This window comes from Lactiplantibacillus garii, assembly GCF_003885105.1.
GTDB classification, from domain to species: domain Bacteria; phylum Bacillota; class Bacilli; order Lactobacillales; family Lactobacillaceae; genus Lactiplantibacillus; species Lactiplantibacillus garii.
The window spans coordinates 44306-59204 of sequence record NZ_QWZQ01000006.1 but is presented as its reverse complement, the minus strand read 5'-3'; the positions used below and the strand labels follow the sequence as shown (position 1 = coordinate 59204).

19 protein-coding genes are annotated in these 14899 nt (G+C 49.3%); 6 read left to right on the top strand and 13 right to left on the bottom strand.

Annotated elements, in window-relative coordinates:
• The first annotated feature begins 64 nt into the window (after positions 1-64).
• Positions 65-964: an ABC transporter ATP-binding protein gene (locus D1831_RS02950; RefSeq protein WP_125071434.1), complete on the top strand. Its 900-nt coding sequence runs from the start codon at positions 65-67 to the stop codon at positions 962-964.
• A complete protein-coding gene (locus D1831_RS02945; protein ID WP_125071433.1) occupies positions 957-2174 on the top strand; it encodes an ABC transporter permease in 1218 nt (405 codons plus the stop codon). The genes D1831_RS02950 and D1831_RS02945 overlap by 8 nt, the downstream gene beginning before the upstream one ends.
• A 740-nt stretch (positions 2175-2914) precedes the next feature.
• Here D1831_RS02945 and D1831_RS02940 read toward each other — a convergent pair.
• Genes D1831_RS02940 through D1831_RS02930 form a run of 3 tightly spaced genes read right to left on the bottom strand, consistent with a single transcriptional unit; the run spans position 2915 to position 4406 of the window.
• On the bottom strand, positions 2915-3658 hold the full coding sequence (locus D1831_RS02940; RefSeq protein ID WP_125071432.1) for an SDR family oxidoreductase: 744 nt from the start codon (positions 3656-3658) through the stop codon (positions 2915-2917).
• Between the two features lie 11 nt (positions 3659-3669).
• Positions 3670-3990 carry a carboxymuconolactone decarboxylase family protein gene (locus D1831_RS02935; protein WP_125071431.1) on the bottom strand — a complete coding sequence of 107 codons (321 nt, stop codon included), beginning with the start codon at positions 3988-3990 and terminating at the stop codon, positions 3670-3672.
• Between the two features lie 14 nt (positions 3991-4004).
• Positions 4005-4406: a cupin domain-containing protein gene (locus D1831_RS02930; RefSeq protein ID WP_125071430.1), complete on the bottom strand. Its 402-nt coding sequence runs from the start codon at positions 4404-4406 to the stop codon at positions 4005-4007.
• A 157-nt stretch (positions 4407-4563) separates the two neighbouring features.
• Between D1831_RS02930 and D1831_RS02925 the strand changes: the two genes are divergently transcribed.
• Positions 4564-4998, top strand: coding sequence for a MerR family transcriptional regulator (locus D1831_RS02925; protein ID WP_125071429.1), 435 nt, complete (start codon positions 4564-4566; stop codon positions 4996-4998).
• Between the two features lie 147 nt (positions 4999-5145).
• Here the strand turns inward: D1831_RS02925 and D1831_RS02920 are convergent, their stop codons facing one another.
• The 3 genes from D1831_RS02920 to D1831_RS02910 form a co-directional block, all read right to left on the bottom strand.
• Positions 5146-6381, bottom strand: a complete 1236-nt coding sequence (locus D1831_RS02920; protein ID WP_125071428.1) for an ArgE/DapE family deacylase — start codon at positions 6379-6381, stop codon at positions 5146-5148.
• Positions 6382-6481: 100 nt separating this feature from the next.
• A complete protein-coding gene (locus tag D1831_RS02915) occupies positions 6482-9058 on the bottom strand; it encodes an ABC transporter permease (RefSeq protein WP_125071427.1) in 2577 nt (858 codons plus the stop codon).
• A 9-nt stretch (positions 9059-9067) separates the two neighbouring features.
• Positions 9068-9769, bottom strand: coding sequence for an ABC transporter ATP-binding protein (locus D1831_RS02910; RefSeq protein ID WP_125071426.1), 702 nt, complete (start codon positions 9767-9769; stop codon positions 9068-9070).
• A gap of 154 nt (positions 9770-9923) precedes the next feature.
• Here D1831_RS02910 and D1831_RS14525 point away from each other — a divergent pair, with 154 nt between their 5' ends.
• Positions 9924-10088: a hypothetical protein gene (locus tag D1831_RS14525; RefSeq protein WP_179950283.1), complete on the top strand. Its 165-nt coding sequence runs from the start codon at positions 9924-9926 to the stop codon at positions 10086-10088.
• Positions 10089-10133: 45 nt separating this feature from the next.
• Here D1831_RS14525 and D1831_RS02905 read toward each other — a convergent pair whose 3' ends face one another.
• Complete coding sequence (locus D1831_RS02905; protein ID WP_125071425.1) at positions 10134-10751, bottom strand: sugar O-acetyltransferase; 618 nt, start codon at positions 10749-10751, stop codon at positions 10134-10136.
• A 200-nt stretch (positions 10752-10951) separates the two neighbouring features.
• On the opposite strand from D1831_RS02905, the gene lepB (D1831_RS02900) reads away from it, so the two are divergent.
• Positions 10952-11569: a signal peptidase I gene (gene lepB, locus D1831_RS02900; protein ID WP_125071424.1), complete on the top strand. Its 618-nt coding sequence runs from the start codon at positions 10952-10954 to the stop codon at positions 11567-11569.
• 80 nt (positions 11570-11649) lie between these two features.
• Positions 11650-12273: a signal peptidase I gene (gene lepB, locus D1831_RS02895; protein WP_125071423.1), complete on the top strand. Its 624-nt coding sequence runs from the start codon at positions 11650-11652 to the stop codon at positions 12271-12273.
• A gap of 100 nt (positions 12274-12373) precedes the next feature.
• On the opposite strand, the gene D1831_RS14355 is transcribed toward lepB (D1831_RS02895), so the two are convergent.
• From D1831_RS14355 to D1831_RS02870, 6 genes are all read right to left on the bottom strand, one after another.
• Positions 12374-12529: a hypothetical protein gene (locus D1831_RS14355; protein ID WP_158610633.1), complete on the bottom strand. Its 156-nt coding sequence runs from the start codon at positions 12527-12529 to the stop codon at positions 12374-12376.
• A 37-nt stretch (positions 12530-12566) separates the two neighbouring features.
• A complete protein-coding gene (locus D1831_RS02890) occupies positions 12567-13037 on the bottom strand; it encodes a hypothetical protein (protein WP_125071422.1) in 471 nt (156 codons plus the stop codon).
• A gap of 13 nt (positions 13038-13050) precedes the next feature.
• Positions 13051-13503, bottom strand: a complete 453-nt coding sequence (locus D1831_RS02885) for a GNAT family N-acetyltransferase (RefSeq protein ID WP_125071421.1) — start codon at positions 13501-13503, stop codon at positions 13051-13053.
• A complete protein-coding gene (locus tag D1831_RS02880; protein ID WP_125071420.1) occupies positions 13500-13757 on the bottom strand; it encodes a hypothetical protein in 258 nt (85 codons plus the stop codon). The genes D1831_RS02885 and D1831_RS02880 overlap by 4 nt, the downstream gene beginning before the upstream one ends.
• 25 nt (positions 13758-13782) lie before the next feature.
• On the bottom strand, positions 13783-14091 hold the full coding sequence (locus D1831_RS02875) for a hypothetical protein (RefSeq protein WP_125071419.1): 309 nt from the start codon (positions 14089-14091) through the stop codon (positions 13783-13785).
• Positions 14092-14217: 126 nt separating this feature from the next.
• Complete coding sequence (locus tag D1831_RS02870) at positions 14218-14859, bottom strand: histidine phosphatase family protein (RefSeq protein ID WP_125071418.1); 642 nt, start codon at positions 14857-14859, stop codon at positions 14218-14220.
• Between the last annotated feature and the right edge of the window lie 40 nt (positions 14860-14899).

Genomic DNA, 14899 nt, shown 5'->3' with positions numbered 1-14899 from the left:
GAAGCTTGCCTGACATACGGACTTATGCCATGATGAACGTATTATATAGATTGGGGGCAACACCATGCTATCGGTAGCAAACATTAGCAAAACCTTTGGCACGGTTAAAGCGTTAAACGCGGTTTCGTTTGACGTCCATGACGGGGAGATCATGGGTTTAATCGGTCAAAACGGGGCTGGAAAATCAACCACGTTTCATAGTATCTTAAACTTCCTAACGTTTGACGGTCAGATTACCTGGAACGGCCAGCCGCTAACCGCCGCCGACTACGATCAAATTGGTTACTTACCCGAAGAACGTAGTCTCATGTCCAAGCTGACCATCACGCAACAAATCGTTTATTTGGCCCGGCTTAAAAACCAGTCCGCCAACGTAACGAAACCCAAGATCAAGGATTGGATGGCCCGCTTTGCAGTCAAGGGGCAACCAACTGACCGTATTAACAAGCTCTCCAAGGGGAACCAGCAAAAAGTCCAGTTGATCTGCACGTTGATCCACGACCCGCAACTGATCATCTTAGACGAGCCGTTTAGCGGGCTCGACCCGGTCAACGCCGACTTGTTGAAACAGGCCATTTTAGACGCCAAACAGCGCGGCGCAACCATTATTTTTTCCAGTCACGACATGAGTAACGTCGAAGAAATTTGCGATTCACTGGTGATGCTGCGTAACGGGCAGACCGTCTTAAAAGGAACCATCGACGACGTTCGTCAGCAATTCGGTCGAACCCGCCTATTTCTAACCACCGATTGGACCAGTAACCAACTCAGTGAACTTACCGGAGTTACGAGCGTTAAAACCATTGGGCCGCACCGTTACCGCCTCCAATTGGCGGACGCCAGTGTTGGCCCCGCCATCTTTGACAAGGTCACAGCTGGCCAGTACGTTCCCGAGTTCAGTCAGCAGCCCCCCACCCTCGACGAAATTTTCCGGACCGAAGCGGGAGGTGGCCAACGTGAATAAAACGTGGATCGTAACTTTAGAAACCTACTTGCGCCAAGTTAAGTCTTGGAGCTTTTTAACGCTAGTACTGATGCCGTTCCTCTTCGTGGGGCTTTCCTTTGGTATTTCGTACCTCGCGACCCCCAACCAGAGTAAAAATGACATTGCGGTCGTCAGCAAAAATACCGCGCTGCGCGCCAACTTTCTGGATAGCAGCGGCATTGCCACGACCGATAAGTACGCCACGACAAGTAGCGCTCAGCGTGCCACTAAACGTAGTGATATCAATGGTTACTTAACACTGACCGTGAAAAACAACCAGTTAACGGCGACTTTCCACGGCCCCGACGCCGTTAGCAGCGGGGACCAGGCAAAAATTCAACGTTTTTTGTCCACGACCCAAACCGCGCTCAACCTCAGTCAGGCAAAGTTATCTAAGCAACAAACCCGAGCACTAGCCGTTCAGCCCCAGTTTAAACAACGGTTACAAAAAAAGACCGCGACCGACAAACTGGCCAAACGAATCTCCTTTTACATTATCGTGTTCTTCGTTTACCTGATCCTAACGACCTACTCGTCCATTACGGCTCAGGAGATTGCCGCCGAAAAAGGGACTAAGATCATGGAAGTCATCTTTTCGAGTACGACTCCCCGCAAATACTTCAACGGCAAAGTTTACGGTGTGTTACTCGTTATCGTGACCCAGTTGCTGATCTACCTACTGGGCGGGGTGATCCTAGTTCAAGTGGCACAAAAAAGCCGCGTTACGGCCGACTTTTGGCAACAAAACGCCGGTGTTATCAACCAGATCCTGCACAACTTGTTATCGATCAACCTGCTGTTTGCATTGTTGGCCGTCCTGCTTTACACCGTCATTTCCGCTTTTTGTGGTGCGTTAGTGACCCGAGTAGAAGACGCCGGCAAAGCTTCCCAACCGGTCGTTTACTTAAACCTGATCACGTTTGCGGTCGCCCTCGCCTTTCAAGGCAACCCGACCAACACGTTCGTTAAAATTTTCTCGTACGTCCCGTTCTTCTCGTCATACCTCATGCCGTTACGCCTGATCAATAACAGTGCGTCCGGCCTGCAAGCCGGTATTTCAATGGTCATCCTGCTCGCCACGATTATCGGCAGCATGGCCTATATCGGTCGCATCTATGGCGGCCTAATGCTCCAAACCGACGAACTCGGTTTCTGGGGCAATCTGAAACGGGGATTAAGTTTAAAATAATCTGCTACAAACGCGTAAACGGCATCACTAACTTTAAAAATTCGCACCACTACTCGCCAATTTTATGGTTTGACCAACTTGGTGGTGGCCGGTGCTTCTCAATTCAAATTTTGATTTAACTTTTCAGCCGTCCGGTCGGCGTGGCTCATCCCGGAACGCGGTGGGCACAAGTTTGAGCCCCCAAAACAGGTCTCAAACCTTGGCCTTTCACGTAAGTCACTAAAAAACAGTGACTAAGTGAAATTTCACCGCTGGGGATGTCCACGCTCTCCCTCCCGGCTTAGATTGGTCGTTGGCGGGCGGTAACGACTATTTTAATTGGCTTTAACTACTCGTTGCCAATCATGTCGCTTTTAATGCCATCCAGGCTAACGCTTAGTAAGGGCTTAATAAATAAATGGTGTCCCCTTCAAAATCTACATGATTTTGAAGGGGACACCATTTTTAACATCCTAAATTCTGCAACTATTTAGTGGCAACGGCCAGTTCTAACCATTTTAACTAATCAGTGCCGGTACAACTTGAGGACATCCATGCTAGGCGCCCGGAGAATTTCTGAAATATAGCTGTGAAATTGTTGTTGGCTCACGTTTTTGGTGAGCTTACAACAAGGTCGCCTTTTGAGATAATTCGGGTTTTGAATTAGCTCAAAAGCGTGCCCACAGCTATCATTTCAGGCTTTTTCGGAGGGCGCCGGGTCACCAGCCAATATCGACAAGGCCCATTGTAAACTGTACCCGTTAAGCCTGCTTGGTTGGGTAGATCGTAAATTCGTTGACGTTAACGTCTTCGGGTTGGTCGACCGCGAAGTTGACGACGTTAGCGACCGCACTCGGAGCGATACCGACCTGTTTGTAAAATGCATCCATGTTTTCTTTGGACGTTTTGTCAGTGATGGTGTGTAACAATTCGGTGTTGATAGCCGCCGGGTACAGGCTGACGGTCCGAATATTGGTCCCCTCTTGCGCACTTTCCATCCGAATAACTTCCATTAGGTTGCGAACGGCAAATTTGGTTGCTCCGTAGACCCCGGCACCGGTAAAGCTTTTAATACCGGCAACGGACGAGGTCGTAATGATTTGGCCCCGTTTTTGGGCGGTGAAAATGGGCATGACCGCAGCAACGCCGTTAAGCACCCCTTTGATGTTAATATCAATCATTTGGTCCCATTCGTCGGTGTGCAGCGCGCTGATGGGCGACGTTGGCATGATCCCAGCGTTATTAAAGATTACGTCAAGACCGCCAAACTGGTCCTGTGCTACTTGTACTAAGTGTTTGACTTCAGCGGGTTTAGTCACGTCGGTCACGGCGTAGGCTGCCCGTCCACCGGCCGCTTCAATGTCCTTGACAATCGCTTGCAACCGGTTTTCACGCCGCGCCCCTAAAACGACCTTCGCGCCGTTTTGGGCTAACAGTTTCGCACTGGCTTCACCGATTCCGGAAGACGCTCCCGTGATAACAATAACTTTATTTTTGACCGTCATAAAATTTCCTCCTATTCACCGTAAACTTCTTTGATTAACGCCATTGCGGACCACGCTTTAGGCCAGCCGGCGTAAAAGGCCAAGTGGGTCACGATTTCGACCGCTTCTGTCTTGGTAATTCCGTGGTCTTTCCCCATTTTAAAATGGGCCTTTAATTGCGGGAAACTCCCACTCGTCATCAAACTGGCAATCGTGATCATACTGCGATCGCGCGGGTTTAACTGTTCTTCCCGTGACCAGACTTCACCGAATAAGACGTCATCGTTTAATTCCGCGAACTTAGGGGCTAACTTACCCAGGTTATCGCGACCCGCCGTTTGTTTTTTAACCATTAGTTATTTCCTCCTTAACCTAGCTGTGCGTACGCTGCATCGTCGACCGGTTCCAGCCATTCACTCGTGCCCTTCGTAATGGCAACGTGGCTAAACCAACTATCCTTAGTAGCACCGTGCCAGTGCTTGACACCTTCGTGAATGGTGACCGCGTCACCGGCGTGTAACAACCGTGCCGGCTTGCCCGCTTCTTGGTACCAACCTTCACCACTAGTAACGAGTAAAATTTGATAACCATTATGGTGGATATGCCAATTATTACGACAGCCGGGCTCAAAGGTTACGTTGGACACGTTGACGTCCACACCGTCATCGCCCGCCAAGTGTTGCAAATAACTGTTCCCAATAAAATATTTCGCGTACGCTTCGTTCTTAGCACCTAAACCAAATACACCGCTCTTGGCTTCGTTTGTCATAATTAAAAATCTCCTTTGAATTAGCTCATTAACTTATCAATGAACTTAGCTTACAACTTAAAGTCCACTTTAAGTCAACAGTAAAGTTTAAACTTGTTAAAATAAGTTTTCGTGGTATCATCGATGCTAAAGTAACTTTAAGAAATGAGGTCTTAACATGGCAACTGCGACGACACCCCGGTATTCCATTGGCGCCTTTGCACAGGCGGTCGGTTTAACCGCGCCAACGTTACGCTATTACGAAAACGAAGGTTTGATTGAACCCCACCGCTTGGCCAACGGTCGCCGTTATTACGAAGAAACCGACGTTAACTGGGTCAAATTTTTACTCCATTTAAAAGGGACCGGCATGAGCATTAGCGAGTTAAAACAGTACGTTGAGTGGCGGGCAGCGGGGGATTCTACCATTCCCCAACGGTTGGAACTTCTTAAAAAAGTCAAAGCCGATTTTTTAGTTCAATTCAACGAAGTCCAACACCACCTGCAGATTTTAAACGACAAGATCAACTGGTACGAAGAAAAGGAAGCCGGTGTCACCCAGGACCACGAAGACTTTGCGACTTATTTGCAACGTTTTGGGCACCGCGAGTAACATCAAAATAGTTGAACAGACTCAAAAAAGCATAAATCACTCAAAATAAATTGAGTAATTTATGCTTTTAATTTTGCCGTAACGTACGGCCAGGATCAGTTTGTTCACGCTAATGCTCACAAACTAAATACCTTTTGGCCCACTCTTTTAGGCTAATAACTTAGTGATCAATTGTTCGTAAAGTTTAATAAACCGTCGGTACATGTCTAAATCAACGTATTCGTTCACTTGGTGGGCGGTGATGTTACCGGGACCAAAAACGATAATTTGCATCTTGTCGTTTTTCACAATGTAGGAAGAAGCGTCGGTCCCACCCGGAGCACCAAAGTATGGCAAACGCTGTTCCAGTACGGATTCACCAACTTGTTTAGCTAACTGAACTAGTTCGGTATCTTCCGGCGTATGAACCGGGTAAAAACTACTGGAGATGTCCATGGATAACTGTGCGCCATTGGCGTTGCACTCGTCAATAATGGCTTGCAGGTCCGCAATAATTCGGTCATTACGCAGTTCCGGAATCGTCCGGATCTTCACGCCCATTTCAGCGCTAGCCGGTACGGTGTTGATTTGTTCACCACCCTTGATTAGGGTAACCACCGTCACCGTTGGGCCTAAGACCGGGTTAACGGCCGTTTCGTGCTGCTTAAAGTACTCGTTTTGCTTCTGATAGTAAGTCATCAACGCATCAATGGCGTTTTTTCCCAGTTGAGGCATCGAGCTGTGCGCCGCGACCCCCTGTGAGTGGATCGTAAAGGTCAACGACCCTTTATGGGCCAATTCAATGAAGTGTTGTTCACCAGTCGGGTTCGCTACCGCCATTTTTTCAGCGGTCGTCCCATCGATGCCTAACATGGCCTGGATCTGTTTTTGACCGAGTAAGCGTTTGTCAGCACCACTCGGTTCGCCCACGATCACACGCTGCATATTGTCGGCGTAACCCATTTTAACCAGCTGTTCAGCACCCAGGTGACCATTTTCTTCACCCACGGTCGCCATGAACCGCAACGTCCCGTGTAACGGCACGTGCTGGTCATGTAAATTAATCAACGCGAACGCCCCGGCCATTAAACCGGACTTCATGTCAGTCGCCCCGCGGCCGTACAGCCGCCCGTCCTGAATGTTCGCGGCTAACGCGTCGTCCGTCCACTTACTAGCATCACCTAAAGCCACGGTATCTTCGTGCCCGTCAAAGCCAATCAGCGGACCATTACCGTCACCAATTTCAGCCACTAAGCTGACGCGCCCCGGTGCGTACGTCACCAGTTTTGATTCAATGCCGTGCGCCTTAAATAACTGCGTTAAATACTGCGCCACCAATTCTTCGTGGTCATTGACCGTGTTCATTTTAACAACGTCTACTAATGCTTGAACCGTTTCATCCATCTTGTCATCCCCATTACCATTCAATATAAACTGATATCATCAATTTAATAGTTCTAACTAAATTACAGCACTTTTTAGGAGTGCGTTCAAGTTAATTCATTTAATCCACCGATTTTAAGGCGTCCAACATGTTAACCCGCTTCAACTTGCGGTGCATCAAGCCCATCACGATTAAGCTAAAGGCCACCGTCAGTAGCGCCGAATAAACGTAACTAAGCGGGTGAATATCCGGTGAAAACATCAATGCATTCGTTTCCGCGGTCTGTAAAATATAAGCGTGTAACCAATTTCCTAGGAAACAGCCCACTACGATCCCAAGTCCGGTCAAAATTAAGTTTTCTCGGAAAATATACATCGTGACTTCACCGTCATAAAATCCCAGTACCTTGATGGTCGATAATTCCCGAATCCGTTCCGATGCGTTGATATTCGTTAGGTTGTACAACACCACTAACGCCAAAGCACCGGCCGAGACGACAAAGATCAAGACCACCAGATTCATACTGTCGAGCATCTTAAAGTTGGTCTTCTTTTCAGTACTCATCAGCGTGACGTTTAAGATACCGGCCCGCTTCAAAAGTTGGTCCGCGTAGGCGTTAGCCGCCTTTTCACCACCACGGTTGAACTGCACTAGGTTCGCATTGTAGACCGGTGCTTGCCCAAAGGCGTGCCGGTACGCGCGCGGGCTCAAATAAACGAAGTGGTTCACGTAGTTTTCAGCGATGGCACTCACGGTGACCCGCTTAGCCGCTTGGCCGGCTAACTTGATGGTTAGCGTATCCCCAACGTGCACGCCGTATAACTTGGCCAATTTCTCGTCGATGATCGCACCGGTTGACTGTAACGCATAGGCGTGGTGACTTTGTCGGTTCCGCAACACCACGAAGCGCTTCAGCTGGCTTGGTTGGGCCGGAACGCCCAACGTTGCGGTCTGTTCCGCAACGCCGCTTTTTTGAATCGTGACCTGCTTAGATAATAATTTTAAATCGGCCCGGTACAAACTAGCATCGCTAATCGTGTGCCGTTGCGCACTGGTTTCATTACCACTACGGGTAACGACCGCGTCGTAGTGCCATAGCTGGTTGAATTGCTTCACACTAATGTCGCCGATCGAGTCCTTAAGTCCAAAACCGGTGATCATCATCGCCATGCAGCCCGCGATTCCCAATACGGTCATCAGTAGCCGCTGCTTATACCGAAACAGGTTACGTAGGGTAATTTTGTGGTTAAAACTCAGCCGGCGCCACAGTCCGTGCCACCGTTCCAACCAGAGGGTTTGACCAGCTTTAGGGGCCCTGGGCTGGAGCAGTTGGGTCGGGTTACTCCGCAGGTCGACCCGCAAAACCACGAGCGCCGTGCCCAACGTACAAAGTAATGCAATCGCGAGTGCCACCCAAATGTCATTCCACAGGTACTGAACGTGGATTGCGGGTAGGTTATACATGCTCCCGTAAGCTTGGGCGATGAAACGCGGGAAAAAGTTGACCCCAAAGGCCACGCCCAAAACGGTCCCAATCAGCGCGGCTAAGCCCCCGTAGATCAAAAATTCACTCCCAATGGCCGTATTACCGTAACCCAGCGCTTTTAAGGTTCCCATTTGTAACCTTAATTCTTCCACCATCCGGGTCATGGTCGTTAAACAGATCAACGCGGCAATCGCGATGAAAAATAACGGAAATACGGTCGATAACGCGACCACCCGTTGGGTATTTTCGTGATATTCAGTATAACCCGGGTTATCATCGCGGTCACTGTACAGGTAGGTCGGGGCTTTAATGGCTGCAATCTGGGCCTGGGCATCCCGTAACTTCGCCTTTAAGGTGACCAGTTGTGGTGCGTTGGCCGGTAACTGGTTTTGTAAACTGGTCACCGTTTTTTGTAACGGCGCGACGTTGCTAGTCGCAACCGCCCGTAAATGCGCTTGTCGCTTTTGTGCCTGGGGCTTTAGCCAGCGTTTGAGCGTACGGGTATTCTGGCGGTTAAGCCGTTTATACTTAGCGGAATACGGCGTGACCCCGGCCAAATTTTTAAACCGAATGTCAATGCGACTGTACACACTTTGCTTGAGGTTTTTGGGCTGAACGTACACGACGTAGTCCAAGGTGCCCTTCCCGACGTTAGTCACCCCGCGACTGACGTTTTCCACGTAGGTCGGGGAGTTAACGAAACCAACGACTTTAAACGTTCGGTGAGTTAGTTTATTATTCAACGCCTTGGTGCTCACGATCCGGTAAGTTGATTCCACTTTTAAACTGGGCTGCAGCTTCTGAGCCTGACGATCCAGCACAATTTCATTAGCTGTCCGGGGGAGCCGCCCGGAAACTAGCTTTAACTGGTTGACCGTTTGCTGCCGGGGAAGCTCACTCACCCGTACCACCCGGTTATTATTTAACTGGTTAACGTCCAAATACTTCACCGCTTGATAACTAATTTGGTCGCGGTGGGTCGCCAGCACCCGGGTATCGCTTCTAGTCAGTCCCATGGTCGACTGAACACTATTGGTGGCGAGCTTCTGTTGCTTAAAGTAATCACTAGCGGCCCGGGACATGTCCGGTCCCGTCGCTCGAATTCCCGTATAAAAGGCCACTCCTAAAAAGATAATTAGTAGAATTGACGCAAAGCGGGCCTTGGACGCCCAAATTTCCCTAAAAATGGTTTTTAAATACGCAGTTGTCATAACTCCCACCTACCATTCAATGTCAGCGAGCGGCGTTGGGTTGGCGTTGTATTCGACCGACTGTACCCGGGCGTCGTTAATGCGGATCACCTGGTCTCCCATCTGGGCAATTGCACTGTTATGGGTGACGATGATCACCGTCGTCTGAGTCCGCCGGGCAGCGTCCTGAATCACTTGTAAGACCTGTTTACCCGTTTGATAATCCAAAGCCCCGGTCGGTTCGTCGCAGAGGAGTAGTTTCGGTTGTTTCGCCACCGCACGCGCAATCGCAACCCGTTGCTGCTCACCACCCGATAACTGGGCGGGAAAGTTAGCCGCCCGCTTGGTTAGCCCAACTAACTGTAAGGTTTCGTCAACGTCGCGCGCATCCTTAGTAATTTGTGAGGCTAATTCCACGTTTTCCCGGGCAGTCAGGTTAGGCACGAGGTTGTAAAACTGAAAAACGAAGCCAACGTCCTGCCGGCGATACGTTGTGAGTTGCCGGGGCGAAAACTGGGCAATGTCGGTGCCGTCAATCAGAATCTGCCCACTCGTCGGACTATCCATTCCCCCTAAAATGTTCAGCAGCGTAGATTTACCCGCGCCGCTAGGGCCCAAGATCGTCACAACGCTACCACGAGCCACTTCAAACGAAATCTCGGCGTTTGCGACCGTCGTTTGTTCACCATTTTTAAACGTGCGGGTTTCTTTTACCACTTCAATGTAGGCCATGCCGGTTCCTCCTTGTATGTATTCGCTTACACTTAATGATACCCTATTTTTAATCTAGATGGTTAGGTTTACGCCGGTTGACCAGTAAAACTTGCACCCCGGCTAGTCCCGTCATAAAATGAGTTAACGTCACTTTACACGAGGGGGAACTTAAATGGTCACCGAAGCCGTTGCCACCGTTTTATTACTAATTGTTTTTATGATTGCATTCACCTACTACTTAAATACCCTGTTTTTCCGTCGCATTGAAAAGAAGGAAAAGCACGACCAACCCTTTAACTTTAAAACTAAAAATACCAACGGCAAGCCCAAGCCCTAACGCTCAAGTCCCGTTGGTATCCGATTCACACAATTATTATGAGCTTCACTCGTTGCGGTCAGCGTAGTAAGCCGTCCTTTGTTGCGCCCAGTAATCGTGATCGCGCTGGTTAATTTCCCGTAGAACCCGACAAGGATTGCCAACCGCCACCACGTTATCCGGAATATCATGGGTCACGACTGAACCGGACCCGATTACAACGTTATTTCCAATCGTCACACCGGGATTAACGACCACGTTACCGCCCATCCAGACGTCGTTACCGATTGTAATGCCCTTCCCATATTCCAACTGTTCGGCGCGAATGGCCGCGTCAATTGGGTGCCCGGCGGTGTACAAGCCGACCCGCGGCCCCATAAAGACGTTATCTCCAATCGTAATCGGTCCACAGTCCACGAAAATAGCGTCGTAATTAGCGTAAAAGTTTTTTCCAATCGTCGTATTAGTCCCGTAATCGGTATGAAACGGCGGTTCAACGTAACCACCGGTGCCGAACTGGTTAAACATTGCCTTCAAAAGTCGTTGGCGTTCTTCCGGTTGTTCCTCGGTCGTCTGGTTAAACAACCGGGTCAACCGCCGGGCCCGCTGATTTTCACGGCCTAATTCTGCATCGTGGGCCACGTACAATTCGCCCGCTAACATCCGTTCTTTTTGTGATTTCATCTTAACTTTACCTCCCAAAATAACTTACCGCCCTAGTTAACCAAAAATCCCGCCCGATTACAACGGGAACCGCGGTCATTTTTGAAAGCAACCGGCCCCATTTTTAACCCCACAAGAACTTTTAAGCTTTTTTAGCTCGCTAAACGGCACCCATCGTATATAATAAAGACTATACACACACATTTAAGGGAGTTAACAACGTGAAAACATTTAAAAATATCATGAGCTGGGTGCTACCAATCGCCATCGGTTTAATTCTGGCCCTGCTCATCCGGCAATTCTGGTTCACGATGGTTAAAGTTGACGGAACCTCAATGCAACCAAACTTACAAAATAACGAGCGGGTCGTCGCCTTTAAAACGAGTAAAATTAAGGCGGGATCGGTCGTCGTGTTCGACGCGTACGGGCTTGATCCCGATCAGACCGCCAAAAACGCGGTTTACGTTAAGCGGGTCATCGGAATGCCCGGGGATTCCGTTCGTTACACCAGTAACGGTCAGTTATACGTCAACAATAAACTAGTCAAACAAAGCTACCTCAAGAACAATTACCAACAAACCACCGGCTCGTTCATGGCAAACAGTCATAGTAAGGTCACCGGTTGGAACCTGGTCAGCCTTAGTCACGACCAGGGGTGGAAAAAGAGTGTGACTACCAACAAGGTGCCTAAGGGCTACTACTTCGTCATGGGGGACCACCGGAGCGTCTCCAATGATAGCCGTTACTGGGGCCTCGTCCCTAAGAACAAGATGATTGGGGTCGTTAAGGCTTGGCCGTGGCAGAACCGCAAGCAGTACATCAACAATTTCCAACCATAAGCACAAGTTATTTAAACCGCGGGCCGTTTCGGGTCCGCGGTTTTGTTATACTGTAGTTATCCACATTGGAGGGGGAAATCATGTCAACAAAATTAAGGACCGTCCTTAGTTGGATCATTCCAATCGTCATTGGTTTGACCGTCGCCCTACTGATTCGGCAATTCTGGTTCACACTAGTAAAAGTCGATGGCGGTTCCATGCAACCCAACTTACAAAATAATGAACGGGTCGTCGCCTTTAAACCGGTTTCGGTCAAACGGGGTAGTGTGATCGTTTTTCATTCGTACGGCGTCGACGCCCAAGAAAAGGATCCAAACGGCGTGTACGTCAAACGAGTCGTGGCCGTTGCGGGTGATACCGTCCGCTATACTAAGAACGGCACGCTGATCGTTAACAACCACCACGTTAAGCAGTCCTATTTAAAAAATACTTATCAACAAACTACCGGGAGTTTCATGGCCAACCAGCACAGTCAGTTCACCGGCTGGACCCTAACTAGTCTCAGTCACAACCAACCTGACTGGCAGGTCAAAGTTACGAACAACCGGGTCCCTAAGGGCTGTTACTTTGTCATGGGCGATCACCGCAGCGTTTCTAACGACGGCCGGGCTTGGGGGTTCGTCCCCGAAAGTAAAGTCATCGGCGTCGTTAAGGCCTGGCCGTGGCAAAACCGTAAGCAGTATGTGAATAACTTCAGTGAATAAGTTAACACCGACCTAAAAAACGTCCTAAAACAAAGAACATAACTCACTCAAAATAAACTGAGTAAGTTATGTTCTTTGTTTTTTATCCACAGGGGATAACTTATTTTGTTTTAGTTAATAAGTGGACAACTAGGTGATTAAGTGCCCGCCCGGGACGACTTTGGTCGACCAAGATCAGGCCTACTAGTAAAACCGTAAACTGGGCCCACTGGTTATGCCCAACCAGGGCCATGCCGCCAATGACTAATACAATCATTACCGGGACCAACCACCGACTAACTCGGCGCTGAGACTTAATGCTGACCACCCGCTCGCCGATCACGGACCCAGAAGAAGCCACAAATAAACGGACTCAGGGGAACTAAAATTAACGTCATCAAAATATTTTTAAAAAAGTTAATGAAGCCGTCCATAAAGTCACTTTTAGCCTCGACTTGCGGCGTCAACGCGGTTGGTACTGGCTTGGGCTTCGTCCGTTTAGCCGCGACCGACCACGGGTGTCCGGAATCCTGAATCACCTGATCATCGTCTGGTCGGGTCGTCGTCGGTTCCTTTGCAGCCTTCCGCCAAACGCGAAAGACTTTGGGCCAGCGGTACTTAACGATTGGAAAAAGAATCAGGGCACAGATAATGCTGTAAATCACCAGCGGATTAAATTGCAACACGATCCGATTGACCTCTTGGCGCGCCGTAAAAAACATGATCATAAAAACGGCAATTGCGCCGTAAAACCAACTACTGATTAAATTACCTGCTCGCCACACTGGCGTTCACTCCCTACTTCGTTGTTATGCACAGTCGTACCATACTTTTGCACCGCAAGCCGTTTTCAAAGATTGGCTCCGCATAGTTATCCACAAAATAATTGACCCAAACCGTCCGCATTTCAAAACCGGCCCGTTGGTAAATGGCCAACTGCCGTAGCGAGGAATTGCCGGTTCCAATCCACAGCTCTTCACACTTACGATCCGCGCGGCAACGTTGAATCGCCATTGTCAACAACCGGCGCGCCACGCCGCGGTGCTGATAATTAGGGACGACCGCAATGTTTTTAACTTCCCGCGCCCGGTCGTTTAACCGTGTCAGTACCATTAAACCAACCAGCCGTCCTTGCTGCCACGCCGCGTAACACTCACCGGTATTTAAATATTGACGAACAACCTGCCAATCCGGATCAGCAGCCAACAATAAATCCCGGGGTAGGTCGGCCGCCAAAACTCGTTTAATCATCGCGTTTGCCGGCGATTCTGACCACGCTGAAACCCGTTTCCCCAACAAACGTAGGGAATAATAACGGCAATGATGGCCAGCGCGTAATCCCGGACGTTCAGGGTAGCGGCGTTAACGACGACGAGGTACGCCAAAAAGACCGTCCATAAGACCGGGACGATGCCACCCACCCAAAAATAGCGACTGGCTGAAAAGACGAATTCTTCCAATACAATGAGTCCGATGGCAACTAAGCCTAAAATCAACAATTGCATGTTCGCACTTCCCTCACGGTTGACCCTATTTTTCCTTGTTCAGTTGTTGCAACATATCCACAAAGCGGTGGGTATCTAAGTTATGCACATCTTCATCCGAGTAAAAAATAATCATTTGTGACCGTTGTTCTGGGGATAAGTTAGCTTGGGAACCAAAGTAGACCAAGTAAACGTCGGCCGCGTGATCCGTCAAACTCTGGCCGTAATCCGTATCCAACGTAAAGGTAAAGTCCTTACCCGCTTGTTCCCTTAAAGCATCCATAAAAGCTTGAACGTCGGCGGTCTTAACCGTTTCCTGCCCCGCAACGACGCTCGTTACTACGTTTACTTGCATATTAAAAAACTCCTAAATTTAAATTAATTTCAACTCAATCACACATTAGCGCACTTTTAAGCTGACCGCAAGCGCTCATCTGTGGAAAACACCCTATTCGCGCGATTTATGCACTGTGGATAACTTTTACGCTTCACTCAGCGGTTGCAAGTTATCCCCATCGTAAGTCAGGGTGGCCACGGCACTGGCCGCCAAGTCCGCTTGGTGGGGCTGTTCACCCGTTGCCCGGTACAGTAAGGCCCGCATACTGGAACTATCCACAATGACGAGGGCGTGACCGTGATCCGGCGTAGCTGTAAAAACGGTTTGCAATCCCCGTACGTAGCGTTGCCAAAATTCCGCGCCGCTTTCAGCTAAACCGGCACTGTCGTGGTCGTGCAATAACGTCTGTAATTCACTGGGCGTTTGGTCGGCGGCAAACGTCGCTAAACTCCCATACCCCAGCTTAGTTGCAAATCCCGACCACACGGCGGCCCGTTCTAAGCCTTCAAAGCCACCGAAAAACGGGGCGCGCAAGTCGCTAAGGGCTTGCAACTCGACGTTTTCCTGGGTCGCGGCTGTCAAGACGGCCCGGCCGGTTTGCACGCTGCGACTAGTATCACTAGCAAAAGCAGTTGTTAAGGGTAGTTGTCCTAGCTGGTGCCCCACTTTTAGACTGGCTTGCTGTCCGGCTGGGGTTAGCGGGGTCCCGCTCCATCCCTGAAAACGGTCCAATTGATTAAAATACGTTGCGCCCGCAACGACTAGGTGTAAGTTAATTGATTTCATGGTGACACGGTCTCCGTTCAGTTTTCAGATTATTGTTCTA